Origin of the sequence: Paraburkholderia sp. MM5482-R2 (assembly GCF_050436125.1) — a bacterium.
Classification (GTDB): Bacteria; Pseudomonadota; Gammaproteobacteria; order Burkholderiales; family Burkholderiaceae; genus Paraburkholderia; species Paraburkholderia tuberum.
On the sequence record NZ_JBNDLP010000003.1, the window covers coordinates 2,495,197 to 2,519,660 of the forward strand.

23 protein-coding genes are annotated in these 24,464 nt (G+C 65.1%); 14 read left to right on the forward strand and 9 right to left on the reverse strand.

Annotated elements, in window-relative coordinates; all coding sequences use genetic code 11:
* Positions 1-184: 184 nt before the first annotated feature.
* Positions 185-1,009, forward strand: coding sequence for an IclR family transcriptional regulator (locus tag OKW37_RS33425; RefSeq protein ID WP_429403478.1), 825 nt, complete (start codon positions 185-187; stop codon positions 1,007-1,009).
* A gap of 84 nt (positions 1,010-1,093) precedes the next feature.
* Here the strand turns inward: OKW37_RS33425 and OKW37_RS33430 are convergent, their stop codons facing one another.
* Positions 1,094-2,284, reverse strand: coding sequence for a M20 aminoacylase family protein (locus OKW37_RS33430; RefSeq protein WP_429403479.1), 1,191 nt, complete (start codon positions 2,282-2,284; stop codon positions 1,094-1,096).
* A 112-nt stretch (positions 2,285-2,396) separates the two neighbouring features.
* Here OKW37_RS33430 and OKW37_RS33435 point away from each other — a divergent pair, with 112 nt between their 5' ends.
* Positions 2,397-3,305 carry a LysR family transcriptional regulator gene (locus OKW37_RS33435; protein ID WP_090809528.1) on the forward strand — a complete coding sequence of 303 codons (909 nt, stop codon included), beginning with the start codon at positions 2,397-2,399 and terminating at the stop codon, positions 3,303-3,305.
* 15 nt (positions 3,306-3,320) lie between these two features.
* Here the strand turns inward: OKW37_RS33435 and phnN are convergent, their stop codons facing one another.
* Genes phnN through phnF form a run of 3 tightly spaced genes read right to left on the reverse strand, consistent with a single transcriptional unit; the run spans position 3,321 to position 5,388 of the window.
* Entirely contained in the window at positions 3,321-3,872 is a 552-nt protein-coding gene (gene phnN, locus OKW37_RS33440) for a phosphonate metabolism protein/1,5-bisphosphokinase (PRPP-forming) PhnN (RefSeq protein WP_429403481.1), read from the reverse strand.
* Positions 3,869-4,633, reverse strand: a complete 765-nt coding sequence (locus OKW37_RS33445) for a DUF1045 domain-containing protein (protein ID WP_429403482.1) — start codon at positions 4,631-4,633, stop codon at positions 3,869-3,871. The genes phnN and OKW37_RS33445 overlap by 4 nt, the downstream gene beginning before the upstream one ends.
* Positions 4,630-5,388 carry a phosphonate metabolism transcriptional regulator PhnF gene (gene phnF / locus OKW37_RS33450; RefSeq protein ID WP_090809521.1) on the reverse strand — a complete coding sequence of 253 codons (759 nt, stop codon included), beginning with the start codon at positions 5,386-5,388 and terminating at the stop codon, positions 4,630-4,632. Before phnF ends, OKW37_RS33445 begins: the two co-directional genes overlap by 4 nt.
* Positions 5,389-5,567: 179 nt before the next feature.
* On the opposite strand from phnF, the gene phnG reads away from it, so the two are divergent.
* Genes phnG through OKW37_RS33485 form a run of 7 tightly spaced genes read left to right on the forward strand, consistent with a single transcriptional unit; the run spans position 5,568 to position 11,511 of the window.
* Entirely contained in the window at positions 5,568-6,083 is a 516-nt protein-coding gene (phnG, locus tag OKW37_RS33455) for a phosphonate C-P lyase system protein PhnG (RefSeq protein WP_090809519.1), read from the forward strand.
* Entirely contained in the window at positions 6,083-6,694 is a 612-nt protein-coding gene (gene phnH / locus OKW37_RS33460) for a phosphonate C-P lyase system protein PhnH (protein WP_184060655.1), read from the forward strand. The genes phnG and phnH overlap by 1 nt, the downstream gene beginning before the upstream one ends.
* On the forward strand, positions 6,694-7,830 hold the full coding sequence (locus OKW37_RS33465) for a carbon-phosphorus lyase complex subunit PhnI (protein ID WP_429403483.1): 1,137 nt from the start codon (positions 6,694-6,696) through the stop codon (positions 7,828-7,830). The genes phnH and OKW37_RS33465 overlap by 1 nt, the downstream gene beginning before the upstream one ends.
* Positions 7,827-8,777, forward strand: coding sequence for an alpha-D-ribose 1-methylphosphonate 5-phosphate C-P-lyase PhnJ (locus OKW37_RS33470; RefSeq protein WP_187613755.1), 951 nt, complete (start codon positions 7,827-7,829; stop codon positions 8,775-8,777). Before OKW37_RS33465 ends, OKW37_RS33470 begins: the two co-directional genes overlap by 4 nt.
* Positions 8,774-9,544, forward strand: coding sequence for a phosphonate C-P lyase system protein PhnK (gene phnK, locus OKW37_RS33475; RefSeq protein WP_090809511.1), 771 nt, complete (start codon positions 8,774-8,776; stop codon positions 9,542-9,544). Before OKW37_RS33470 ends, phnK begins: the two co-directional genes overlap by 4 nt.
* An 8-nt stretch (positions 9,545-9,552) precedes the next feature.
* Complete coding sequence (gene phnL, locus OKW37_RS33480; RefSeq protein WP_184060649.1) at positions 9,553-10,341, forward strand: phosphonate C-P lyase system protein PhnL; 789 nt, start codon at positions 9,553-9,555, stop codon at positions 10,339-10,341.
* 36 nt (positions 10,342-10,377) lie between these two features.
* A complete protein-coding gene (locus OKW37_RS33485) occupies positions 10,378-11,511 on the forward strand; it encodes an alpha-D-ribose 1-methylphosphonate 5-triphosphate diphosphatase (protein ID WP_429403484.1) in 1,134 nt (377 codons plus the stop codon).
* Between the two features lie 121 nt (positions 11,512-11,632).
* On the opposite strand, the gene OKW37_RS33490 is transcribed toward OKW37_RS33485, so the two are convergent.
* On the reverse strand, positions 11,633-13,471 hold the full coding sequence (locus OKW37_RS33490; RefSeq protein ID WP_429403485.1) for a diguanylate cyclase domain-containing protein: 1,839 nt from the start codon (positions 13,469-13,471) through the stop codon (positions 11,633-11,635).
* Entirely contained in the window at positions 13,471-14,712 is a 1,242-nt protein-coding gene (locus OKW37_RS33495) for an extracellular solute-binding protein (RefSeq protein ID WP_429403486.1), read from the reverse strand. Before OKW37_RS33495 ends, OKW37_RS33490 begins: the two co-directional genes overlap by 1 nt.
* Positions 14,713-15,363: 651 nt before the next feature.
* Here OKW37_RS33495 and OKW37_RS33500 point away from each other — a divergent pair.
* The 3 genes from OKW37_RS33500 to OKW37_RS33510 all read left to right on the forward strand — a co-directional run bounded on the left by OKW37_RS33500 (position 15,364) and on the right by OKW37_RS33510 (position 19,038).
* Positions 15,364-16,146: an ABC transporter substrate-binding protein gene (locus tag OKW37_RS33500; RefSeq protein ID WP_184049411.1), complete on the forward strand. Its 783-nt coding sequence runs from the start codon at positions 15,364-15,366 to the stop codon at positions 16,144-16,146.
* 268 nt (positions 16,147-16,414) lie between these two features.
* Positions 16,415-17,530 carry a succinylglutamate desuccinylase/aspartoacylase family protein gene (locus tag OKW37_RS33505; protein ID WP_429403487.1) on the forward strand — a complete coding sequence of 372 codons (1,116 nt, stop codon included), beginning with the start codon at positions 16,415-16,417 and terminating at the stop codon, positions 17,528-17,530.
* Between the two features lie 329 nt (positions 17,531-17,859).
* Positions 17,860-19,038 carry a porin gene (locus tag OKW37_RS33510; protein WP_429403488.1) on the forward strand — a complete coding sequence of 393 codons (1,179 nt, stop codon included), beginning with the start codon at positions 17,860-17,862 and terminating at the stop codon, positions 19,036-19,038.
* 94 nt (positions 19,039-19,132) lie between these two features.
* Here the strand turns inward: OKW37_RS33510 and OKW37_RS33515 are convergent, their stop codons facing one another.
* A complete protein-coding gene (locus OKW37_RS33515) occupies positions 19,133-19,267 on the reverse strand; it encodes a hypothetical protein (RefSeq protein ID WP_429403489.1) in 135 nt (44 codons plus the stop codon).
* 134 nt (positions 19,268-19,401) lie between these two features.
* Between OKW37_RS33515 and OKW37_RS33520 the strand changes: the two genes are divergently transcribed.
* Positions 19,402-20,694: an MFS transporter gene (locus tag OKW37_RS33520; protein ID WP_429403490.1), complete on the forward strand. Its 1,293-nt coding sequence runs from the start codon at positions 19,402-19,404 to the stop codon at positions 20,692-20,694.
* A gap of 41 nt (positions 20,695-20,735) precedes the next feature.
* The gene (locus OKW37_RS33525; protein ID WP_429403491.1) at positions 20,736-21,791 is read left to right on the forward strand and encodes a serine hydrolase domain-containing protein; all 1,056 of its coding nucleotides are present in this window, start codon (positions 20,736-20,738) and stop codon (positions 21,789-21,791) included.
* Between the two features lie 130 nt (positions 21,792-21,921).
* On the opposite strand, the gene OKW37_RS33530 is transcribed toward OKW37_RS33525, so the two are convergent.
* Entirely contained in the window at positions 21,922-23,655 is a 1,734-nt protein-coding gene (locus OKW37_RS33530) for an IlvD/Edd family dehydratase (RefSeq protein ID WP_090809494.1), read from the reverse strand.
* Positions 23,656-23,880: 225 nt separating this feature from the next.
* Entirely contained in the window at positions 23,881-24,306 is a 426-nt protein-coding gene (locus OKW37_RS33535; RefSeq protein WP_184008000.1) for a DUF1801 domain-containing protein, read from the reverse strand.
* Positions 24,307-24,464 lie beyond the last annotated feature (158 nt).

Sequence of the window (24,464 nt, forward strand, 5' to 3'; positions counted from 1 at the left end):
GGTTATCGGGTCATCATACAAATTTGGAACGCGAATCGCATCCACGCAAACCCTGGGGTTTTTGCACGAATCGGCGTTATTTGGCGAAATAGAAGGCTTAAGCTATCGTCTCGCCTTTGCGCCGCAACGCAAAACGCGTCGCGCGTCCTTCGCGCGCACTCTTCCGAACCCACGATCAAGGTCCATGAGCAAAGCCCTGCCGCCGTCTTCCGTCGCGCCCGCCAACGCCGAACCGGCCCCGGAGAAACCGGGCGACTCGTACGTGCAGTCGTTCGCGCGTGGCCTCGCGGTCATCCGCGCGTTCGACGCCACGCGGCCTGAACAGACGCTCACCGACGTTGCCGCGGCGACTGGCCTCACGCGCGCCGGCGCGCGCCGGATCCTGCTGACGCTGCAAACACTCGGCTATGTGGAAGCCGAGGGACGCCTGTTCCGTCTGACGCCGAAGATTCTCGACCTCGGCTTCGCGTATCTGACCTCGATGCCGTTCTGGAATCTCGCCGAACCGGTAATGGAAAGCCTGTCGGCGCAGGTGCACGAAAGCTGCTCCGCGGCCGTGCTCGATCGCACCGAGATCGTCTACGTGCTGCGCGTGCCGACTCACAAGATCATGACGATCAACCTGTCGATCGGCAGCCGCCTGCCCGCGTACTGCACGTCGATGGGCCGCGTGCTGCTTGCCTCGCTCGACGACGAGACGCTCGACGCGACGCTGAACTCGACGCCGCTCTACGCGCACACGCCGCGCACCGTCACCGACAAGCAAGAGTTGAAGACGCTGATCGAGCAGGTGCGTCGCCAGGGGTGGGCGATCGTCGATCAGGAGCTCGAAGGCGGCTTGATTTCGCTGTCCGCGCCGATTCGCAATCGCCAGGGCCGCGTGATCGCCGCGATGAACATCAGCGGCAACGCACAGCGCAATTCGGCCAAACAGATGGTGAAGGCGTTCCTGGAACCGCTGCAGCGAGCCGCGCAGACAGTCTCGGAGATGGTCGCGCGGCGCGGCTAATGAACGCTTCGTGGCTCTGGCCGCGCGGTGACGAGCAGCCGGGCGCGCACGCCTCGTGCGCGCCGCGGCGTGTGCATCAAGCGCTCACTGCGCGAGATAGCGCTCCACCAGCCGTGCCCAGAACGCCGCGCCGATCGGCAGACTGCGGTCGTTGAAGTCGTAGTGCGGGTTGTGCACCATGCAGCCGTCCTCGCCGACGCCATTGCCGATGCGCAGGAACGTGCCCGGCCGCTTCTGCAGCATGAATGCAAAGTCCTCGCTACCCATCAGGATGTCGGTCTGCTCGACCACCTTGTCTTCGCCCACCAGTTCGCGCGCGACCTGCACCGCGAAATCCGTTTCGGCATCCGTATTGATGACGACCGGATAGCCTTCGATGTACTCGACGTTCGCCGTGCCGCCATAGCTTGCGGCCTGCGACTCGGCCAACTCAGTGATGCGCTTCTTCAGCAACGCGCGCACCTCGGGGCTGAACGAGCGCACGCTGAGCTCGAGCCGCGCGCTGCTGGAAATCACGTTGTTCGCGGTGCCCGCGTGCATCGAGCCGACCGTCACCACGGCGGGCTGCGACGGATCGACGTTGCGCGCGACGATCGTTTGCAGCGCCATCACGATGCTCGCGGCGACCACGACCGGATCGACGGTCAGATGCGGACGCGCCGCATGGCCGCCGACGCCTTCGATCGTGATGATCGCCTTGTCGCCCGCCGACATGAACGGTCCCTTGCGGAACAGCAACACGCCCGGCTCGGCTCCCGGATGGTTGTGCAGGCCGAACACGGCGTCGCACGGGAAGCGCTCGAACAGGCCGTCGTCGATCATCTTCAGCGCACCGCTGTCGATGCCGCTTTCCTCGGCCGGCTGGAAATACAAATGCACGGTGCCCGAGAATTTGCGCGTGGCCGCGAGACGTTGCGCGGCGCCGAGCAGGATCGTGGTGTGGCCGTCGTGGCCGCACGCGTGCATCTTGCCGTGGGTGCCGCTCGCGTACGGCAGGCCGGTCTGTTCGATGATCGGCAACGCGTCCATGTCCGCGCGAATGCCGATGCTGCGCTTGCCGTCACCCTCTTTCAGCGTGCCGACCACGCCGGTCTTGCCGACCCCGCGCGTGACCTGCCAGCCCCACTGTTCGAGTCTTTCCGCGACGAGCGCCGCGGTCTGCACTTCCTCGTACGCGAGTTCCGGATGGTGGTGAATGTGATGGCGAATCTCGCGCAGGCTCGCGGCGGCGGGTTCCAGATCGGACACTTCGGTCAAACGCGGGGTCTCGTTCATAGCTTCGTATGGCTCCAGTGAGTAGCCTCGCACTATAGCCACGCTGTTTTGTTCGAATAAGATGCTATTTTTTTCACCCTGATTAACAGGCCTTATATACGGGGTTACCCTTATGAAGCTGCAGCAGTTGCAGGCCTTCGTCGCCGCCGCGCATCACCGCAGTTTGCGCGCCGCCGCGCGTGAGCTTGGCGTCACGCAGCCGGCCGTCACGCATACGATTCGCGAGCTGGAAAGCGCGCTCAACGCCGCCCTGATGGTGCGCAGCGTGCGCGGCATCGAGCTGACCGCGTGCGGGCTCGCGCTGTTGCCGCGCGCCGAGCAGCTGCTCGGCGACATGCGCCGCACGGTCGAGGCCGTCGAGCAGGTGAAGGGCGAACTGGCCGGCAAGGTCAGCGTCGGCACGATGCCATCGCTCGCGCTGACGGTACTGCCGCATGCGGTGTCGAGCTTTCGCGAGCGGATGCCGCTCGTGAGTCTGCATCTGGAGGAAGTGACCGTGCCCGACGCGCTCGCGCGTCTGCGCAACGGCGCGCTCGATCTCGCGGCGATCCATCACGTTCTGGCATTGGATAACGATCTGGTGCAGGTGCCGCTGTACTCGACGCAGTTCGTCGTCACGATGCGCGCCGGCCATCCGCTCGCGAACGTCACGCGTCTGTCCGAGCTGCTCGACGCCGAGTGGATCGTCACGGTGGGCGCCGACCACTTCCCGCACAGCGTGATGATGGCGATGTTCAGCGCGCACGGCTTGCCGGTACCGAAGCGCTTGCTGCGCGCGCCGTCGTCGTTTGCAGTCACGCTCGGGCTCGTGTCGCAGACCGACGTGATCAGTTGCTTCACGCGGCCGCTTGCGCAGAGGGTCGCGCCGCTCGGCATTCGCGTCGCACAGATCGAAGACGCGCTGCCGAACTACGATCTGAGCATCATCTCGCGACGCGATCTGCTGCCGACGCCGGCCGTGCAGCAGTTCGTCGCATGTTTGCGGCAGGTGACGCGGGAGCGGATGGGAGCCGTGCAGTAAGGCCGCGTGCTTGCGCTACGCGCTCACCTGCTCCTTGAGCACCGTGATCAATGCGTGCCCCGCTTCTTCGAGCGCGCCGGAGTTGTCGATCGTCGTGGAGCGCACGCCGGCCGGCAACGCAAACGGCGCGCGCCGCGCGAGCCGCGCCGCGACCTGCTCCGACGATTCGCGCGCCCGCGCGCCGAGCCGTGCTTCGAGAATATGCGGCGCGGCGCTCACGTGCACCACCTCCGCGCGTGGATAGCGCGCGAGCGCATGCTGCAGGTACTGCCGCGAGCCGTTGACGACCACCGTGCAGCCGCGCGCGAGCCACGCATCGAGTTCGATGCCGATGCCATAGCGCAGCGAATGGCTCGACCATTCGAGCGCGAACAGGCCAAGCACCGAGCGCGCGGCGAACTCCTCGACGCTTAGTGCAACATGCACCTCGCCATTGCCGCTCGGCCGCGTGATGTAACGATGCGCGAATACGAGCGGCTCCCCGGCGAGCCGCATGCGCGCGAACTGCAGCAGCGAATCCTTGCCCGCGCCCGACGGCCCCATCACATAGATCAAACGCCCAGTCATTGGCTGCTCACCTCGTCTTGCTGCTCGTCAGTGCGATCGCCAGGTTGCGCGCCGTGGCTGAACGGCAGCGGCTGCCAAAGCACGAACGGCTCGCCCGCCGCCGGCTCGACGAACAGCGCGGCCTGATCGACAGCGAGCGGCCCGAGCGCGGGCGTGCGCTCCCGCCACCATGCGATCAGCGTCGCGCGCTCGTCGGCATCGGCGAGCGAACTGGACAACGTCATATGAAAACGGAACTCGTCGAACACGTACGGATAGCCCCATTGCAACAGCAACGCACGTCGGCGTTCGCTGAGCGGCGCGGCGAGCCGTCGCTCGAGATCGGCCGCGGACGGCCGCGCGCGCAGCCTGTCGAGCGACTGCAGCGCGTTCGACGCGAGCTCGCCAATGCGCGTCTCGCCATCTGCATCGGCCGGTCGCAACGCGACGAAGTCGCCCAGCGTGGCCGCTTCTACCGGCAACGTGAACGGCCGCTGCGCGAGCGCCCAGGCTCGCGCGGCCGCGAGCACGTCGGGCTGCGTGACGCCGGCGCCGAGCCGGAACGGGGCGACCAGCGTGCCATGCCAGCCATAGCGGCGCGGCGCGTCGGTCAGCGCGGCGAGCGGGCGCGTCAGGCCTGGCGGCTGCGGCTGCGCGCGGCGCTCGCCGCTTCGCGCATCGCGGCCGAGCCATGTCGAGCCGGCCTGCCACCACGCCGATTCAACCGACGGCGCGTAGTACAGCGCAAAGCGCGCTTCGGCACTCCATGCGGGGCCGCTCACAGGTCATGCTCCACGAGCAGTTGCACGCGATCGGCCGCGAAATGCGTGAAGCCGTATTTGACCGGCGTGCCCTGCAGATCGACGTCGACGTTCTCGACCCACAGCACCGGCTGCTGACGGTTGATGTTGAGCCGCCGCGCGACTTCCGGCTCGGGCAGCACGCTGCCGATGCGGCTCCACTTGCGCAGATAATCGTCCACGCCGAATTCGGCCAGCGCTTTCGTCGTGCCGCCGAGGCGTTGCACGACCTCCGGCAAATCCGGAAAACGCGCGGCCGGATACCAGCTGCGCGCGTATGTGAGCGGTACGCCGTCCGACTCGTTCAGCGATTCGATGCGATAGACCGCCGCGCCCGCGCGCAGACCCAACGCCTTCGCGACACTGGGCTCGGCCTTCACGCGCGCGGCCGACAGCATCGTGCCCGCGGGCGAGTGGTGTTGTTGACGCAGGTTTTCGGTGAAACGCGTACGGCGGCCGATCGAATAGTCGATCGCACCGGGCTGCACGAACGTGCCACGCCCCTGCTCGACGCTGACGAGGCCGAGCGCGGCGAGGCCGAGCATCGCGCGGCGCACCGTGTGACGGTTGACGTCGAAGCGCTTCGCCAACTCACCCTCGCTCGGCAGCCGCCCTTCTTCGCCGAACCCGCTTGCCGTGATCTCTGCGGCGAGAATCTGTTCGATCTGTCTCCAGACGGCCACGCCCGCGCCGCGTTCGAGCGTCGTGGCCGGCGCCGCGCTGTCGTTCGATGTCATGGTGCTGTCATTCCCTTCGGTTCAAATGATCGCCATGACGTGCATTGTAGTGCGCGGGCCGTGATGAAAATATGAACGTCCGCCGCGCACAACAGTCCAGACAAGTATGCTTATAAACGTCTAGACGTTTAGATGAATAGATGCTTCAATGCCCACTCGCTGGATCGACAGGAAATCCGATGAGCCCGAGTTCCGTTCCGCCCCGTCCATCTTCTTCGCCGTTGCCGGCCGTGTCTTCGGCGGCGCGGCGCGCCTGGATGGCCGTGCTGGCGCGCACGCCGCGCGCCGACCTCGAAGCCGCGCTGCAGCGCGCGCTGCAAGGCCGCCCCACCCCCGCCTACGACTGGCTGCGCCCCCCTGAAATCGGCCTCGCGATGGTGCGCGGGCGCATCGGCGGCAGCGGCGATCCGTTCAATCTCGGCGAAGCCACGGTTACGCGCGCCACGCTGCGTCTGCATGCCAGCGGCGACGCCGAAGCCACCGTCGGCGTCGCCTGTCATCTGGGACGCGACCGCCGTCGCGCCGAACTTGCCGCGCTCGCCGATGCCTTGCTGCAGATGCCCGAGCATCACGACAGCCTGCATCGTCGATTGATCGAGCCATTCGCCGCGCAACAGCAGGCCCGGGGCGCGCAACAGCAACAGGACGTCGCGGCGACGCGCGTCGAATTCTTCACGATGGTGCGAGGCGACTGATGGAACGTTCACCGATTGCGTTGTCCACGCTGACGCCGGGTTTCGCGGACCCGGTCCACGATACCCAGGCCGTGTTTCGCACGCTGCTCGACGCGTTGTCGCGGCCCGGCACGATCGGCGTGATCCGCGACGTGCTGCCCGAGTTGCGCAACACGCCGGTCGAACCCGCCGCGTTTGCCGCACTGCTGACGCTCTGCGACTACGCGACGCCGGTGTGGCTCGCGCAGCCTGATCCCGCGCTCGCGTCGGCGTTGCGTTTTCATACCGGCGCGCCGCTCGTCGATGCGCCCGGCAATGCCGCATTCGTGTATGTGCACGATGCCGACGCGTTGCCATCGCTCGAAAGCTTCGCGCCCGGCAGCGCCGAGTCACCGGAACAATCGGCCACGTTGCTGATCCGCGTCGACGCGCTGACGGGCGGCGCAGCGGTCACGCTGAGCGGCCCCGGCATTCTGGATGCCGAAACGATTTCGCCGGTCGGTCTTCCCGCGCGGTTCTGGCAAGAACGCGCAATGCTCGCGCCGCTGTTTCCGTGCGGCATCGACTGTTATCTGGTTTGCGGCCCGCGCGTGATCGGCCTGCCGCGCACAACCGAAGCGAAGGTGAACTGATGTACGTTGCCGTCAAAGGTGGAGAACGCGCGATCGAAGCGTCGTGGCGCCTGCTCGACAAAGCGCGCCGCGGCGATACGCGGATCGCCGAACTGAGCGTCGCGCAGATTCGCGAGCAGTTGCGGCTCGCGGTCGCACGCGTGATGACCGAAGGCTCGGTCTACGACGAGGAGCTTGCGGCGCTCGCCATCAAGCAGGCGGCCGGCGATCTGGTCGAGGCGATTTTCCTGCTGCGCGCGTATCGCACCACGTTGTCGCGCTTCGGCTATACGCGCGCCATCGATACCGAAACGATGCAGGTCGAACGGCGCATCTCGGCGACGTTCAAGGACCTGCCCGGCGGCCAGTTGCTCGGCGCGACCTATGACTACACGCAGCGTCTGCTCGATTTCGCGTTGCTGGCCGATGGTGATGACGCGCGGCAGGACGTGACGCGCGGCAACGCGCCCGTTCCGCAAGAACCGCCAGCGCCAGAATCGATGCCGCGCGTCGTGTCGCTGCTCGACAAGGAAGGCCTGATCGAACAGGAGCGCCCGACTCCCGACGGCGCGGAACCCGGCGACCTGTCGCGTGAACCGCTCGCGTTTCCGGCGAGCCGCGCGACGCGTCTGCAAAATCTCGCGCGTGGCGACGAAGGCTTTCTGCTCGCGATGGGCTATGCGACGCAACGCGGCTACGCGCACTCGCATCCGTTCGCGGGCGAGATCCGCTTCGGCACGATCGCGGTCGAGATGGACCTCGACGAACTCGGCGAAGCGGTCGACATCGGCGATATCGACATCACCGAATGCCAGATGATCAACCAGTTCGCGGGCAGCGGCACGGTGCCGCCCACCTTCACGCAGGGCTACGGCCTCGCGTTCGGCCACTCGGAACGCAAGGCGATGGCGATGGCGCTCGTCGATCGCGCGTTGCGTGCCGAAGAACTCGGCGAGACGCTCGCGTCACCGACGCAGGACATCGAGTTCATGCTGTCGCATAGCGACAACGTCGAGGCGTCGGGCTTCGTGCAGCACCTGAAGCTGCCGCATTACGTCGACTTCCAGGCGGAGCTGGAACTGGTGCGGCGTTTGCGCGCGCAGCATCACAGCAACGATGAAACAAGCCGCGCCACCGACAAGGAGCAGGCAGCATGAACGCGCCCGACACCGCTGTTGCCAACACCTCATACGACACCGCCGCGCACGGCTACAACTTCGCGTATCTCGACGAGCAGACCAAGCGCATGCTGCGCCGCGCGCTGCTGAAGGCAGTCGCCGTGCCGGGCTACCAGGTGCCGTTCGCGTCGCGCGAAATGCCGCTGCCGTACGGCTGGGGCACCGGCGGCATCCAGGTGACGGCCGCGATCATCGGCAGGACGGACACGCTGAAGGTCATCGATCAGGGTTCCGACGAAACCACCAACGCCGTCAACATCCGCCGCTTCTTCGCGCGCACCACGGGTGTGGCGACCACGCGGCACACGAGCGAAGCGACGATCATCCAGACGCGGCACCGGATTCCCGAAACGCCGCTGACCGAGCGGCAGATCCTCGTCTATCAGGTGCCGATGCCCGAGCCGCTGTACCGGCTCGAGCCGCGCGTCGCCGAATGCAAGAAGCTGCATGCGCTCGCCGATTACGGGCTGATCAGCGTGAAACTGTACGAGGACATCGTGCATCACGGCAGCATCGCGACCACCTACGACTACCCGGTGATCGTCAATCATCGCTATCTGAGCTCGCCGTCGCCGATCCCGAAGTTCGACAATCCGAAGATGCATATGAACGCCGCGCTGCAACTGTTCGGCGCGGGCCGCGAGCGCCGCATTCACGCGATTCCGCCTTATACGCCGGTGCGCAGCCTCGACTTCGACGATCATCCGTTCGAAGTGCAGAAGTGGCAGCACGCGTGTGCGCTGTGCGGATCGAAGGAAAGCTTTCTCGACGAGATGATCGTCGACGATGCGGGCACGCGCATGTTCGTATGCTCGGACAGCGACTACTGTCACGGGCGGCGCGGCGATGGCGATAGCGACGGCGACGGCGCTATCGAAGCGCAAGCGCCGCTGCCCCACGCCACGCGCGAAGGAGAATCCGCATGACGCCGCTTCTGAGCGCACGCGCGCTCACCAAACAATATGGCGGCCGCAACGGTTGCCGCAACGTGAGTTTCGATCTGTATCCGGGCGAAGTGCTGTGCATCGTCGGTGAATCGGGTTCGGGCAAGACCACGCTGCTCAACACGCTGGCGCTGAAGACCGAGGCCGATAGCGGCTCGCTGCACTACACCGCGTCGCATGGCGACTCGCTCGATCTGCGCGCGCTGTCCGAGCCGCGCCGCCGTCTGCTGACGCGCACCGAGTGGGGCTTCGTGCAGCAGAATCCGCGCGATGGCCTGCGCAGCGGCGTATCGGCCGGCGCCAACATCGGCGAGCCATTGATGGCGGTCGGCGCGCGCCACTACGGCGAAATTCGCCGCACAGCCACGCAATGGATGGAGCACGTCGAGCTCGACCCCACTCGCATCGACGAATTCCCCGCCGCGTTTTCGGGCGGTATGCAGCAACGTCTGCAGATCGCGCGCAATCTCGTCACCGGTCCGCGTCTGGTGTTCATGGACGAACCGACCGCCGGTCTCGACGTGTCCGTGCAGGCGCGTCTGCTCGATTTGCTGCGCACGCTGAGCTCGACGCTGCATCTGTCGGTGCTGATCGTCACGCACGATATCGGCGTCGCGCGTCTGCTCGCACATCGGCTGATGGTGATGCAGGCGGGCGAAGTGGTCGAGGCGGGTCTGACCGATCAGGTGCTCGACGATCCGCAGCACCCGTATACACAAACGCTGGTTTCCTCGGTTCTGCCGGTTTGAGGCTCACGATGCAATCCACTGAGGTAGTCACTGAGGTAGTCAATGAAGCAGGCAGCGATGCACGCCACGGCGAGCGCGCTTTCGCCGACAACGCGGCGCTGATGCTGCGCGCCATCGGCATCGGCAAGACTTTCACGCTGCACGGCCAGGGCGGCGTGCGGATCGACGCGCTCGCGAACGTGTCGCTCGAGGTCGAGCGCGGTGAATGCGTGGTGCTGGTCGGGCCGTCGGGTGCGGGCAAGAGCACGCTGCTGCGCTGTCTGTACGGCAACTATCTGGCGAGCAGCGGCTCGATTGCGATTCGCGACACCAGCGATCACGGCCGGCCCATTGCAATCACCCGTGCCGAACCGCGTGACGTGCTGCGGCTGCGCCGTCGCGTGGTCGGCTATGTGAGCCAGTTTTTGCGCGTGATCCCGCGCGTGCCGACGCTCGCGCTCGTCGCCGAGCCGCTGGTCTTGCACGGCGTCGCCGAACCCGAAGCCAGCGCGCGTGCCGCTGAATTGCTCGCGCGGCTGAACGTGCCCGAGCGTTTGTGGTCCCTCGCGCCCGCGACGTTTTCGGGCGGCGAGCAGCAACGCGTGAACATCGCGCGAGGTTTGATCGCCGAACATCCGCTGTTGCTGCTCGACGAACCGACCGCTTCGCTCGATGCGGAAAACCGCGACGTTGTGGCCGATCTGATCGTCGAGGCGCGCGAGCGCGGCGCGGCGATCGTTGGTATCTTTCACGACGAAGAGACCCGCAACAAGGTCGCGACGCGCCGCCTGGAACTGCGGCCGCCGCTGCGGCACTAAATTGACACCAGTCCCGACTGACTACGGAGCAAGTCGATGTTGATCAGTAACGCTCGCATCGTGACGCGAGACGAAGAATTCATTGGCACCGTGCGCGTGGAAGACGGCGTGATTCGCGACGTCGAACGCGGCGCGGGTTTGGCGCGCGACGCCGAAGACTGGGACGGCGATTATCTGCTGCCCGGTCTGATCGAACTGCATACGGACAACCTCGAGAAGCACCTCGTGCCGCGTCCCGGCGTCGAATGGAATACCGACGCGGCCTTCGTGATTCACGACGCACAGGTCGCCGCAGCCGGCATCACGACGGTATTCGACGCGCTCGCCATCGGCTCGCGCTCGAGCGTTGGGCTGCGTAACCGCGATGTGCAAACGCAATGCGCCGATTCGCTGCTGCGGCTGTCCACGCGTCGACTACTGCGCGCCGAGCACTTTCTGCATCTGCGCTGCGAGATCGCGACCGCCGACGTGCTCGAGGTATTCGATTCGCTGTGCGCGCATCCGCTGCTGCGGCTCGCGTCGGTGATGGACCATACGCCGGGCCAGCGCCAATGGCACGACCGCGAGCAATGGCGCCGCTTCCAGGAGCGCAACGGCAAGATGAGCGACGAGCGTGTCGCGAGCACGCTCGCCGAACTCGCGGTCGAACAGGAGCGTTACGCGGACGAGCACCGCCGCGAGATCGTCGCGCGTTGCCGGCGGCTCGGCATTCCGGTTGCGAGCCACGACGACACGCTGATCGAGCACGTCGAACAGGCGAAGGCCGAGGGCATCGTGCTCGCCGAATTCCCGACCACGCGGATCGCCGCGCAAGCCGCGCGCGAGCATGGCATCGCGACGATCATGGGCGCGCCGAACATCGTGCGCGGTGGCTCGCATTCGGGCAACGTGTCGGCGCTGGAACTCGCGCGCGCGGACCTGCTCGACATTCTGTCGTCGGATTACGTACCGTCGAGCTTGCTGACCGCGGTGTTCGATCTCGTCGAAAAAGCGGGCTGGTCGCTGCCGCGCGCGATGGCAACGGTCTCGGCCGAGCCGGCGCGCACCGCCGGTCTCACGGACCGCGGCGCGATCGAGCCCGGCCTGCGCGCGGACTTCGTGCGCGTGACGATGCTCGACAAGCTGCCGGTGCCGCGCGCGACTTATCGCGCAGGGGTGCGGATCGTTTGAGTGGGCTGGTTGAGCGCGCCTGACGCTCGATCACGCGTTGCTACAGTTGCAGCAAGAAGGCACTCGCGGCGCGATCGCGGCGTGGCAATAGAAAACCCTCAGCGGCGCGGGTAAAACCGCGTCACGCGGTGGGCTCCGCCTCGCGCCCCTCGGTCGCATCGCGCGCGGCGTGCGCCTGGGCGAGCTGGGCCTGGGCAGCCCTCGCCTGCCCAGCCTGTTCGTCGAGCCGCATGGCGAGCAGATCCTGATAGCGCAGATACGCGCAACGGCCGCCCGATTTCGCCGCATACATCGCGGCATCGGCGTTCAGCAGCAGTTCCTCGGCATTGCCGCTGTCGTGCGGGAACTCGCTGATGCCGATGCTCGCGCCGACCGTCATGCTATTGCCGTCGACGATCAGCGTTTCGTTCAGCGCGTCCATGATGCGCTCGGCGATTTCTGGCGTGACCTCGGCCGCGCGCTGCCCTTCGATCAGCACGATGAATTCGTCGCCGCCCAGCCGCGCGACCACGTCCCCGGCATACAGCACGTCCTTCAGACGGCGTGCGACCGCGACCAGCACCTTGTCGCCGACCGAGTGACCGAACTGATCGTTGATCTGCTTGAAGCGGTCGAGGTCGACGAACAGCACGGCGAGGCCTTCGCGGCGGAAGCTTGCCTCCTCGATCGCGTTCTCGAGCTTCTGCATGAACAGCATGCGGTTCGGCAAGCCGGTCAGCACGTCGTGCGAGGCCAGATGCGCGAGCTCGCTCTGCTTGCTGTGCAGCGTATCCATTTGCGCGCGGATTTCGCAACGCAAACGCTCGAAGCAGCGCGCGAGCACGCCGATTTCGTCGGTGCGTTTGAGCGGCAAGGTGTGCATCGCGTGGTCGGCGAACAGGTGCGTCGCCGCATACGCGAGCAGATGCAGCGGCTTGGTCAGCGCTCGCGCGAACAGGATCGCCAGCAGTACCGACAATGCGCTGAACACCAGCACCATGCGAATGATCCGCGTGCCGAGCTGATTGGCGCCGGTCAGCACGTCCTCGAGCGGCTTGGCGAGACCGAGCACGATGAAGCGGTTGCCCTCGGAACCGCCGAACGGCCGCCGCACGAACGCGAGCACACGGCCGGCCGCCTCGCCGGGTCTCGCGAGACCGTTGATGAGCACCTCGCTTTGGCGTTGCTCGAACAGCTGCTTCGTGGCCGGGAAGCTGTCCTGCATCAGCACGCGACGGCCGCGGTCGAAACCGAAGGTTTTCGACGCGTCGGGATGGATCAGGAAGTCGCCCCACTCGTTCGCCAGATAGACCTGATAGTCGCTCGGCAGATCGCTCTGCAAACGCCGCAGCATGCCGGCCAGATCGACATCGATTACGACGACGCCGACCACCGTGCCGCGCGCATCCGCGATCGGCGTGCCGAGACGCAGCGTCGGCTTGCCTTGCGCCGCATGCGTGCCGGATTCGTGATTGACCGAAATCGGCGACGTGTAGATGCGGCCCGGCGAAAACGCGAGCGTTTCGAATACGTAGGGAAACTGAGCTTTTTCCTGTAAATCGTCACCCTCTACACGCACGAGGCCATCGCTATCGCGATCGAAACGGATCAGTTCGAGACCGTGATGCTGCCGCGTGATCAGCCGCACCTGCAGATACTCCGGGTGGTGCAGCATGAAGCTCGAATACACCTGCGCGAGCCGCTCGCGGCCGAGGTTCGGGCCGATACCGTCGTCGGTCTGCGCGACGCTCACCGACGACGGCATCGTCGCGAGCACGAGCGCGTCCGCCGCGACGTCGTCGATCGATACCGCGATGCGCTGGCCGAGCAGCTCCGTCGACGTCTGCAGGCTGTGCTCCGCTTCGTTGACCAGCATCGTGCGATTCGCGCGATACGCGTAATAGCCGGTCGCGCCCGACGCCAGCACGCCGATGCACGCGAGCAGCACGGATAGCTTGAAGGTCAGGCCGCGATGCAGCATCAGAAGCGCTCCGAACGGTCGCCCGACACGATGCGCGTCCACAGTTGCTCGCGGCGCTCGATATCTTCCACCGGACTGATCCAGACGATGTGCGCGTTGGCGCTGCCTTCGGCCGGCTCGGTCAGCGTGTTCGCGAGCCCCTGGCGCTGTGTCAGCAACGCGCTCACGCTCGGCTCGAGCATGTAGTTGATCCACTCGAGCGCGAGCGGCTGGTCGCTCGCCGCGCGCGTCATCGACCAGCAATCGAGCCACGCGAGCGCGCCTTCGTCCGGAATCACGTAGCCGACGTCGGCGCCCGCACTCCGCAGCAACTGCACCTGCTGCGTGCCGTAGTTGCCGAACATCAACGCGGCCTTGTGCTGGATGAAGAACGCGGTCGCCTCCTCGGGCAGCGTGTAGTAGGTCAGCAGGTTGCGGCGCAGATCGACGAGCTTGTGCGCGATCGTGCGCATCTGCGCGGGGTCGAGTTGAAACGGATGCGGATAGCCGAGCGCAAGCGCGGTGAACGAGAAGTTGTGCTGCGCGCTATTGAAGTCGAGCACCTTGCCACGATAGCGCGGGTTCCACAGTTCGAGCATCGAATGCGGCGCAACCGGAATCTGCTTGCGATCGTAGATGAGTCCCATCGACGAATACGTGAACGGAATCGCGTATACCTTGCCCGCCGAGGTCAGGCCGTCGATCGAGCCGAGCGCCTGGAAACGCGGCAACTGCTTCTTCGTATTCGGCAGACTCGCGAGATCGAGCGGCGCGAGCAGATTCGCCTGCGTATAGCGGCGGATTTCGGCGGTGTTGGCGGCGAGTACGTCGAACGGCGGCGCGCCCTTGCTGTGCATCTGCGCCCACAGCGCCTCATCGGAATCGACGAGCGTGACCTCGACCTTCGCGCCGTAGCGCGCTTCGAACGCCTTCACGACGTCCGGGTCCGCATAGCCGGGCCATGCGAGAACGTGCAGCACTTTCTCGGCGGCCGCTGCGGGCGTCGCCGCGCCGAAACCCGCGCACAGCAATGCGCCTATCAGAACGCGCGACACGCGGGGTAAAACCCCGGAAAAAACGTCGCACGAAAATCCGGATGAGCCAATCGATGAAAATCCCGATGTAACGCTCGACAAAAAACCGTCAAAAAACCGGCGCTGCAATAATGCCGCGCGAGCCCGCACGCCGGTGCTCGCGATTCGTCGCTTGAAAGTCTGTTTACAACAGCCTGTTTGATCCGCCGTGAACAACATCGTGTGCATGCATAACACCGTTGAGCAGAAAGGCCATGTGAGCGAGCGCAAACGCGCGGAATTTGAATCTTGACGGCTGTCCGACGACCTGCGCCCGAGCGATCCCCGCCTCCGCGGGCGGCCGGCGTCCAACGCGGGGAGCATCGATGATAGCGCCAAAGCCTTTGTTTTTGCACCGGTTCGAAATGGCCGGGCAAAAATATCGGTGTTGGTAATAACGTGCAAGGCAATAGCCTCGAGGCCGTTCTTAATTAACGGCAAATTCAGCCGCGAGCTTTAACGATCCGTCCACGTTTCAAACTCGCGTTTCAAACCGGTTTTCGGCGAACTCTCGAGAAAACCGGCGTAAATCCCAGTCGATTACGCTCGCCGGCCCTTCGTATTACCGCTCGTGCATTGCATCCGCGTTACGCAAACCCTACCAACGGTGTACGATCCGGTCACACCGGCTGGGGCGCAAGCGTTGCTCTAGAGGGCCTCCTCCCGCGCCATCCGGTGTTTTACTAGCTTCCCAATATTTTTGAACTGATAAGCTTGGCGCGCGTTGCAGGCCACCCCGGCTTGCATCCTGACCAGAAGCCCGTTTGCGAGACGCGCCGGGCGTCCCAAGGCGGCACAACCGCCGAGGGCGTAATTGAACTACACCGAGGAGTAAAAACAGTGAAAAAACTGCTAGCGGCTTTGACGGTTGCTCTGCTTGCCACCGTCTCGATTGGCGCACACGCTAAAGATTGGTCGACGATCCGTTTTGGTGTTGATGCCAGCTATCCCCCGTTCGAGTCGAAAGGCGCGGACGGCAAGCTCGTTGGCTTCGATATCGACCTCGGCAACGAAATCTGCAAGCGCGTCGGTGCGAAGTGCGTGTGGGTGGAAAACGACTTCGACGGCATGATCCCGGCACTGAAGGCGAAGAAGTTCGACGGCGTGCTGTCGTCGATGTCGATGACGCCGCAACGCGCCGAACAGATCGCGTTCTCGTCGAAGCTGTTCAACACGCCGACGCGCCTCGTCGCGAAACAGGGCTCGGGCATCCTGCCGACCGCTGAATCGCTGAAGGGCAAGACGGTGGGCGTCGAACAGGGCACCATCCAGGAAACCTACGCGAAGACGTACTGGGAACCGGCGGGCGCGAAAGTCGTGCCGTATCAGAACCAGGACCAGGTCTACGCCGACCTGATCTCGGGCCGTCTGGACGCAGCGCTGCAAGACGCGGTGCAGGCTGACCAGGGCTTCCTGAAGACCCCGCGCGGCAAGGGCTTCGCGTTCGTCGGCAAGGATCTCGACGATCCGAAGATCCTCGGCAATGGCGCCGGCATCGGCATGCGCAAGGAAGACACCGATCTGAAGGTGAAGGTCGACAAGGCGATCGCCGACATGATCAAGGACGGCACCTACAAGAAGATCGAGAAGAAGTACTTCGACTTCGACGTGTACGGCAGCTAAATCGCCCACGCGCGCCGCACGGCGCGCCGGCAGCTTGTCCGAAACGGGCTCCGCGACGCGGAGCCCGTTTTGTTTTTGCGGCTCCACATCTAGCCGCATCAAGCCACATCGTGTGGCATATCGGCTAAGATCGTGCGAGACGCGGCCCCCCGTGAGACAGGTTGCCGCGGTCCGCGCATGCGGACCACGCGCGCTGCCGGCGCGCATCTTTCCCCTTGCAATCAACCACCTAGCGCGGCTGCTCCGAACGGGCCGCGAAGCCAAAACCATGCAAACCCAGACCCATCCGCTGATTGCCCCGTCGCTTGGCACCGCCCGTGCACTGACGAGTTTCCACTACGGTCCCGGCGGCGGCCAGAAAATCTATATCCAGTCGTCCCTGCATGCGGACGAACTGCCCGGGATGCTGGTGTCGTGGTCGCTGCGCCGCAAGCTGGCCGCGCTCGAAGCCGCGGGCAAGCTGCGTGGCGAAGTCGTAGTCGTGCCGGTGCCGAATCCGATCGGCCTTAATCAGCATCTGCTCGGCCAGATGCTCGGCCGCTTCGAAACCGGCAGCGCGCAGAACTTCAACCGCAACTTCTACGACCTCGCGGAACTCGTGCAGCCGTTCATCGAATCGCGTCTGACCAGTGACATCGACGCGAACCGCACCGCCATCCGCACGGCGATGCGCGAAGCGCTCGACGCGCAGCAGCCGACCACCGAACTCGGCTCGCAACGCCTCGCGCTGCAAAAGCTCTCGTACGACGCCGACGTCGTGCTCGATCTGCATTGCGACTGGGAAGCCGCGATGCACCTGTACACCAATCCGGACCTGTGGCCCGAAGTCGAGCCGCTCGCGCGCTACCTGGACGCGAAGGCGTCGCTGCTCGCGCTGAATTCGGTCGGCAATCCGTTCGACGAGATCCACAGCTTCTGCTGGTCGGATCTGCGCAGCCGTTTCGGCGAGCGCTTCCCGATCCCGAACGGCGGCATCTCGGTCACGATCGAGCTGCGCGGCCAGCGCGATGTGTCGTACGAACTCGCGGAAAAAGACGCGCAGGCGATCATCGAGTATCTGACCTCGCGCGGCGTGGTCGACGGCGAGCCGGCGCCGATGCCGCCGCTCGAATTCGCCGCGACGCCGCTCGCGGGCGCCGAGCCGCTCGTCGCACCGATCAGCGGCGTGCTCGTCTATCGCTGCGAGGTCGGCACGTGGATGGACGCGGGCCAGGAAATCGCGGACATCGTCGATCCGTTGACGGACCGCGTCGTCACGATCAAAAACACCGTGGCCGGCGTGCTGTACGCGCGGCATCTGGCGCGTTTCGCGACGGCCGGCCTCGAATTCGCGCGCATCGCCGGCGCGACGCCGTTCCGCAGCGGCTCGTTGCTGAGCAACTGACGCCAGAGCCGCTGCGACCGTCGCTGCTGTCGCGGCCGGCCATGTAACTGAATTTTCACGCACCAGCTGAAATAACCGATCGCCCGCCGCCAGGCGGGCGATTCGCTGCCACGCGTCCAGCCTCGCTCCAGGGTCGACCGACCCGCCCCGCCACCGATACACCTGCCTCCGGTGCACACGCAAAGTGTCGCGCCGACACGACACCGTGAAAAGAATTTTTCAGTGTCACATACCTTACTCTGCGTTCCCTTAAATTGCCGGCCATCGCACGACGATGCCACAGAGCAGCGCGTCGCGATCGCCAAAATTTGCTAACTCGGAGAAGTATTTTGAACAAGAAAATCCTGACCGCCGCTACGCTTGCCGTCTTCGCCTCCGCCGCTCACGCACAAAGCAGCGTCACGCTGTACGGCCTGATCGATGCCGGTATCAGCTACGTAAACAACTCGAAAACGACCACCGGCCACAGCAGCCTGACCAAGTACGACGACGGCGTCGCGAACGGCAGCCGTTGGGGCCTGCGTGGCACGGAAGACCTCGGTAACGGCCTGAAAGCGCTGTTCGTGTTGGAAAACGGCTTCAACAGCGGGAACGGCACCGCCGGCCAGGGCGGCGCGATGTTCGGCCGCCAGGCGTACGTCGGCGTGTCGCAGAACAACGTCGGCTCGCTGACGTTCGGTCGCCAGTACTCGTTCTCGACCGACTACCTCGGCTCCAACTACGCGACCGGCGGCCAGACCGTCGCGGGCAACTACGCTTACCACATCAACGACGTCGACCAGCTCACGTCGAGCCGTATCAATAACTCGGTCAAGTTCAGCAGCGCGAACTTCTCCGGCCTGACCTTCGGCGCGATGTACGGCTTCTCGAACACGGCAGGCGGCTTTGCCGGCACGCCGGGTACGGGCACGTCCACTGCCCCGGTGGCAGGTTCGTCGCGCGCTTACAGCTTCGGCGCGAACTACGCGAACGGCCCGTTCGGTATCGGCGCGGCGTACACGGACATCCGTTATCCGGGCCAGGCATCGCCGGCCTTCTCGACTTCGCTGGCTAACGTCAGCTTCCCGACGCTCGGCAACGGCCAGATCCAGGATCTGCGCACGGTCGGCGTTGGCGGCCGTTACGCTTTCGGCCCGGCGACGCTGTGGGCCCTGTACACGAACACGCGCCTCGCACCGATCTCGGGTGGGTCGACCACGTTCGCCGCCTACGAAGCAGGCGCGAAGTACGCGGTCACGCCGGCTATCACGGCAGGCGCGGGCTACACGTACATGCACCTGAGCGGCGCGAACGTCGGTCACTGGAACCAGGTGGACCTGAGCGGCGACTACGCGCTGTCGAAGCGCACGGACGTGTACGTGCTGGGCATCTATCAGATCGCGTCGGGCCGCAACGGCACGCAGGATCTGCAGGCACAGATCGGTTCGAGCACGAGCTACTTCAGCACGTCGGGCGTCGGCGCCGACAACCAGCTGGCGTTCCGTGTCGGTCTGCGTCACAAGTTCTAAGCAGACGGTTCGCGGAGGGGAACATCTGTGTTCCCTGTCTGATTGAATCGATGGAAAGCGCCCTACGGGGCGCTTTTTCTTTTGCGGCGCGAAATCAGTCGAGCAACGCCGGATTCTCGATCGCGCCCGTCAGCAATTCGACGAACGCCGGATCGAACGCGAGGCCTTCGAGACTGCATGCGATATCGAATAGCTGGGTCAGCTCGATTCCGCTTTGCCGTTTCGGCAACGATATCTGCCAAATATTGTAATTGTCTATAAATATCGTCCACCCCAACATCGGGTCACACGCTTCGATCCCGCGCCCGCGCCGCTCACGCGACACTGCCGGCGCGCCTCCCAATGCCGCCAGAGGACTTCGTCATGAGCATGGACTCCGTCACTACCGCCGACGCGCTCGCGCGGCACACTTCGCGCTCGAGCGTATCGCGGCTGATTCTCGCGACCTCGATCGGCAACGCACTGGAGTTCTACGATCTGGTCGTGTACGGCTACTTCGCGGCCGTGCTGTCGCGCACGTTTTTTCCGGTGCACGACCGCACCGTATCGCTGCTGCTCACGCTCGGCACCTTCGCGCTGTCGTATCTCGCGCGACCGATCGGCGCGCTCGCGCTCGGCTCGTTCAGCGATCGCAAAGGCCGCAAGGCATCGTTGACGCTATCGATTGCGATGATGACGCTCGGCACCAGCATGATCGCGTTGATGCCGTCGTATACGGCGATCGGCGTGCTCGCGCCGATCGGCGTATTCGCGTCGCGGCTGTTGCAGGGATTCTCGGCGGGCGGCGAGTTCGGCAGTTCGACCGCGTTTCTGATCGAACATGCGCCGGAGCGCAAAGGCTTCATGGCGAGCTGGCAGTTCTCGAGCCAGGGCGCGAGCACGGTGCTGGCGTCGCTGTTCGGCGCGGTGTTGACGAGCACGCTGACGACCGCGCAACTCGAAGGCTGGGGATGGCGCATTCCGTTCCTGTTCGGCATGCTGATCGGTCCGGTCGGGCTCTACATTCGCCGCCGCATCGACGAAACGCCGGAGTTCGAGCGCGCGGAAAAATCCGCCGCGCCGGTGCGAGAACTGCTCGCGACGCAAAAGGAACGGGTGCTCGTGTCGATCGGCGTGCTCGTGCTGACCACCACGGCCAACTACATGCTGCTCTACATGCCGACCTACGCGGCGCGGCAGCTCGGACTCGCACCGTCGTCGGGCTTCATCGCGACGCTCGCGGCCGGTCTGATCATGATGATGCTCACACCGCTCGTCGGTCATCTGTCCGACAAGGTAGGCCGCGTGCGCATCATGCTCGGCGCCGGCGTGCTGTTCTTCGCGACCGTGTATCCCGCCTTCGTGCTGATGAACGCGCGCCCGTCGCTCGGCTCGTTGCTTGCCGCGGTCACGTGGGTCGCGTTGCTGAAGGCGACCTACTTCGCGCCGATTCCGGCCTTGATGTCCGAGCTGTTCCCGACCCGCACGCGCACGACCGGCATGGCGTTCGGCTACAACATCGGCACCACCGTGTTCGGCGGCTTCACGCCGCTCGCCGTTGCCGCGCTGATCGCGGCGACCGGCAATAATCTCGCGCCCGGACTCTATCTGATGCTCGCGGCCGTGCTCAGCCTTTTCACCGTGATGTGGGCACGCGTGCGACTGCACGCACGCTGAGTCTGCCTCGCGGGCTTCGTTGAACCGACAGGAACTTATCCATGCAAGACCGTTTGCAGCAAGCCGTGCAGTTCGCGGTGGATCATGAATCGCTTTGGGACCGCCATGTGGGTGGCGCATGGGGTGTGCACGTAAACGACCCGCCGCCGTGGAACAGGCTGCTCGGTCCCGTGCATGATCGCGGGCCGGTGTCGGGCGCGATCGCCGTCGACGGCCGCGTGCTGACGAGCTGGGGCGAACCGGATCGCGCCGACCTGACCTTCAGTGTCGCGAAGATGTACCTCGCGCTGCTGGCCGGCGTCGCTCACGATCGCGGCCTGTTGCCCGACGTCGACGAACCGGTGCGCGTGCGCGTACCCGACATCGGCTTCGACGACGAACACAACGCGCCGATCAGCTGGGCGCATCTACTGCAGCAAACGAGCGAATGGCGCGGCACGTACTTCGGTTTGTCGGATCAGGCAGATCACTACCGTGCGGTCAATTTCGCCGCGCCGCCCGATGGCAAAAAAGGCGATCTGCGTCCGCCGCAACGGCCGGGCACGTACTGGGAATACAACGACGTCCGCATCAACCAGTTTTCGCTCGCGCTGCTGCATCTGTTCCGTCAGCCGCTGCCCGAGGTGTTTCGCGAAGCGATCATGCGGCCTTCGGGCGCGAGCGAAAACTGGCAATGGGTCGGCTACGACAACGCGTGGGTCGAAATCGACGGGCGACGCATGCAGTCGGTGCCGGGCGGCACGCACTGGGGCGGCGGCATGTCGGTCAGCGCGAACGATCAGTTGAAGGTCGCACAGATGCTGCTCAACGACGGCGTAGCGAACGGCCAGCGCGTGCTGTCGTCCGAATGGATCGCGCGCATGCGCACGCCGTGCGCGATCGCGCCGTTCTATGGCTACCTCGTGTGGCTCAACACCGGGCGCAAGGTGTTCCCGAACGTGCCGGAGTCGAGCTATTTCGGTGTCGGCGCAGGCAGTTCGTTCACGTGGGTCGAACCGGAGCGGCGCATGACGGTGGTCGTGCGCTGGCTGAATCCGGCCGCGGCGAACGAGTTCTTCGGACTCGTGCTCGACGCGGTCGACAACCTCGGCCAATAGCCATTTGCGGCGCACCATCCAAGGCAGTTGCGCCGCGAACGCCAACCACAGGTCATAAAAAAATGCGGGCGATGCACGAATGCATCGCCCGCACGGTCATGGGCCGAGCCGTTGCCGTTGCAACGGCGCGTCAGTGCGAATGCCGCGGCACCGCGGAACCTCGACACCCCACGAGGAAGTCGAGGTCGCAACCCTCATCGGCCTGCAGCACGTGATCGATATACAGGCGCCGGTAGCCGCCACCTTCCGGCGGCTGGGGCGGCACATGCTGCGCGAGACGGCGCTCGAGTTCCGCGTCGCTGACATCGAGGTGCAGCGTGCCCGCGTCGCAATCGAGCTCGATCCAGTCGCCGTCCTGCACCGCGGCGAGCGGGCCGCCGGCCGCCGCTTCCGGCGTCACGTGCAGCACCACGGTGCCGTAGGCGGTGCCGCTCATGCGCGCATCGGAAATGCGCACCATGTCCTTCACGCCCTGCCTCAGCAGCTTCGGCGGCAGGCCCATGTTGCCGACTTCGGCCATGCCCGGATAACCCTTCGGCCCGCAGTTCTTCATCACCAGCACCGAATTCGCGTCGACGTCGAGCGTCTCGTCGACGATGCGCGCCTTGTAGTGCTCCAGGTTCTCGAACACGACCGCGCGTCCGCGATGCTTGAGCAATTCGGGGGTCGCCGCCGACGGCTTCAGCACCGCGCCGCGCGGCGCGAGATTGCCGCGCAGCACGCGGATGCCGCCATCGGCGACGAGCGGCTTGTCGAGCGGACGGATCACTTCGTCGTTGGTGTTGGGTGCATCCTTCACGTTGTCCCACAGCGACTTGCCGTTGACCGTCAACGCGTCCGGATGCGGCAGCAGGTTCGCTTCGCCGAGCCGGCGCAGCACGGCCGGCAGGCCGCCCGCGTAATAAAACTCTTCCATCAGGAAACGGCCCGACGGCATCAGGTCGACGATCGTCGGCGTGTCGCGGCCGATGCGCACCCAGTCGTCGAGATCAAGATCGATACCGATGCGCCCCGCGATCGCCTTCAGATGAATCACCGCGTTGGTCGAGCCGCCGATCGCCGCATTGACGCGAATCGCGTTGACGAACGCCTCGCGCGTGAGGATCTTCGACAGCTTCAGGTCTTCGAGCGCCATTTCGACGATCCGGATTCCCGACATATGCGCAAGCACGTAGCGGCGCGAGTCGACCGCGGGAATCGCCGCGTTGTGCGGCAGCGACGTGCCGAGCGCCTCGGCCATGCAGGCCATCGTCGACGCGGTGCCCATCGTGTTGCAGGTGCCCGCCGAGCGCGACATGCCCGCCTCGGCCGACAGGAACTGATGCAGATCGATCTCGCCGGCCTTCAGCGATTCGTGCAGCTGCCACACCGCGGTGCCAGAGCCGATGTTCTTGCCGTCGAGCTTGCCGTTCAGCATCGGGCCGCCGGTCACGACGATCGCCGGCACGTCGCAGCTCGCCGCGCCCATCAGCAGCGCGGGGGTCGTCTTGTCGCAGCCGGTCAGCAGCACGACCGCGTCGATCGGATTGCCGCGGATTGCCTCCTCGACATCCATCGCCGCGAGATTGCGCGTGAGCATCGCGGTCGGACGCAGATTCGATTCGCCGTTGGAAAACACCGGGAACTCGACCGGGAAGCCGCCCGCTTCATAGACGCCGCGCTTCACGTGCTCGGCAAGCTTGCGAAAGTGCGCGTTGCACGGCGTCAGCTCGGACCACGTGTTGCAGATACCGATCACGGGACGCCCGTCGAACTCATGATCGGGAATGCCCTGATTCTTCATCCAGCTTCGATACATGAAGCCGTTCTTGTCAGCCGTGCCGAACCACTCGGCCGAGCGCAATTTCCGCTTTTTTTCCGACATACTAGGTCCTTGATGCATGTGCCGGGACCCTCACCGGCCAATTTGACCGAAGCGGCCCGCCCGGCGCTACGGTGCAAGGTTGCCGCTCAGTGTCCAGGGATGGTGCAGTGTACGGAGCGAGTTGATATCTTTCCAATTATATTTTGGGTGATATCGATATCAATTCTGGTATCGATCCGCCGGGGGTGGCGGCGCAGCGGGGCTGGCGAGCAGACTGCGCCGGCCTCAGGCGTCGCCGGACGCCTGCTTACGGCGGGCTTTCGGTAGTGCGCCGCGCGTGTTCGTCTTCAGATGATTCTGGTTATAGTCGATCGCGGCGCAAATCAGCGCTTTCAGTGCGCGCTCGTCGACCTCGTCGCTTTCGAAGAAGTCGATAGCGCGCCGCGCGTTGCCTTCGAGGCCTGCGTTGAACAAGCCGTCCGGGTCGGCCAGGCCCGCCCCATGCGCGAAGGTCAGCTTGACCTTACCCTTGTGCGCGTTGGCGACCGCGATCATGCCGTCGCGCGACCAGACCGGACTACCCATCCACTTGAATTCCTCGACGATCGCCGGGTCCGCCGCGAGCACGCATTGACGGATGCGAGCGAAGGTCGCGCCGCGCCAGTCGGTGAGTCCCGCGATCAGTTCGTCGATACGTTCGGATGCGTTCATCGGAGTGCGGCCCTCGTAAGCGGGGAAACGAAGCGGTTGAACCGATAGGATGCCGTAACGATCCAGTCATTGTAATCTCCGCCTGGATTCGTGGCTGGCGGATGACGCGATTTCAAACATCGAACGTACCGCGATACTGCTCATTCGCATCCGGGGAC

Coding starts and splice junctions, on each gene's coding strand:
- OKW37_RS33520 (WP_429403490.1), top strand. CDS start 19,402: ATGAGCATGGACTCCGTCACTACCGCCGACGCGCTCGCGCGGCACACT.
- OKW37_RS33495 (WP_429403486.1), bottom strand. CDS start 14,712: ATGCACACGATGTTGTTCACGGCGGATCAAACAGGCTGTTGTAAACAG.
- OKW37_RS33490 (WP_429403485.1), bottom strand. CDS start 13,471: ATGCTGCATCGCGGCCTGACCTTCAAGCTATCCGTGCTGCTCGCGTGC.
- phnF (WP_090809521.1), bottom strand. CDS start 5,388: ATGACATCGAACGACAGCGCGGCGCCGGCCACGACGCTCGAACGCGGC.
- OKW37_RS33435 (WP_090809528.1), top strand. CDS start 2,397: ATGAAGCTGCAGCAGTTGCAGGCCTTCGTCGCCGCCGCGCATCACCGC.
- OKW37_RS33485 (WP_429403484.1), top strand. CDS start 10,378: ATGTTGATCAGTAACGCTCGCATCGTGACGCGAGACGAAGAATTCATT.
- phnK (WP_090809511.1), top strand. CDS start 8,774: ATGACGCCGCTTCTGAGCGCACGCGCGCTCACCAAACAATATGGCGGC.
- phnH (WP_184060655.1), top strand. CDS start 6,083: ATGGAACGTTCACCGATTGCGTTGTCCACGCTGACGCCGGGTTTCGCG.
- OKW37_RS33465 (WP_429403483.1), top strand. CDS start 6,694: ATGTACGTTGCCGTCAAAGGTGGAGAACGCGCGATCGAAGCGTCGTGG.
- OKW37_RS33535 (WP_184008000.1), bottom strand. CDS start 24,306: ATGAACGCATCCGAACGTATCGACGAACTGATCGCGGGACTCACCGAC.
- OKW37_RS33430 (WP_429403479.1), bottom strand. CDS start 2,284: ATGAACGAGACCCCGCGTTTGACCGAAGTGTCCGATCTGGAACCCGCC.
- OKW37_RS33425 (WP_429403478.1), top strand. CDS start 185: ATGAGCAAAGCCCTGCCGCCGTCTTCCGTCGCGCCCGCCAACGCCGAA.
- OKW37_RS33505 (WP_429403487.1), top strand. CDS start 16,415: ATGCAAACCCAGACCCATCCGCTGATTGCCCCGTCGCTTGGCACCGCC.
- OKW37_RS33470 (WP_187613755.1), top strand. CDS start 7,827: ATGAACGCGCCCGACACCGCTGTTGCCAACACCTCATACGACACCGCC.
- phnN (WP_429403481.1), bottom strand. CDS start 3,872: ATGACTGGGCGTTTGATCTATGTGATGGGGCCGTCGGGCGCGGGCAAG.
- OKW37_RS33525 (WP_429403491.1), top strand. CDS start 20,736: ATGCAAGACCGTTTGCAGCAAGCCGTGCAGTTCGCGGTGGATCATGAA.
- OKW37_RS33530 (WP_090809494.1), bottom strand. CDS start 23,655: ATGTCGGAAAAAAAGCGGAAATTGCGCTCGGCCGAGTGGTTCGGCACG.
- phnL (WP_184060649.1), top strand. CDS start 9,553: ATGCAATCCACTGAGGTAGTCACTGAGGTAGTCAATGAAGCAGGCAGC.
- phnG (WP_090809519.1), top strand. CDS start 5,568: ATGAGCCCGAGTTCCGTTCCGCCCCGTCCATCTTCTTCGCCGTTGCCG.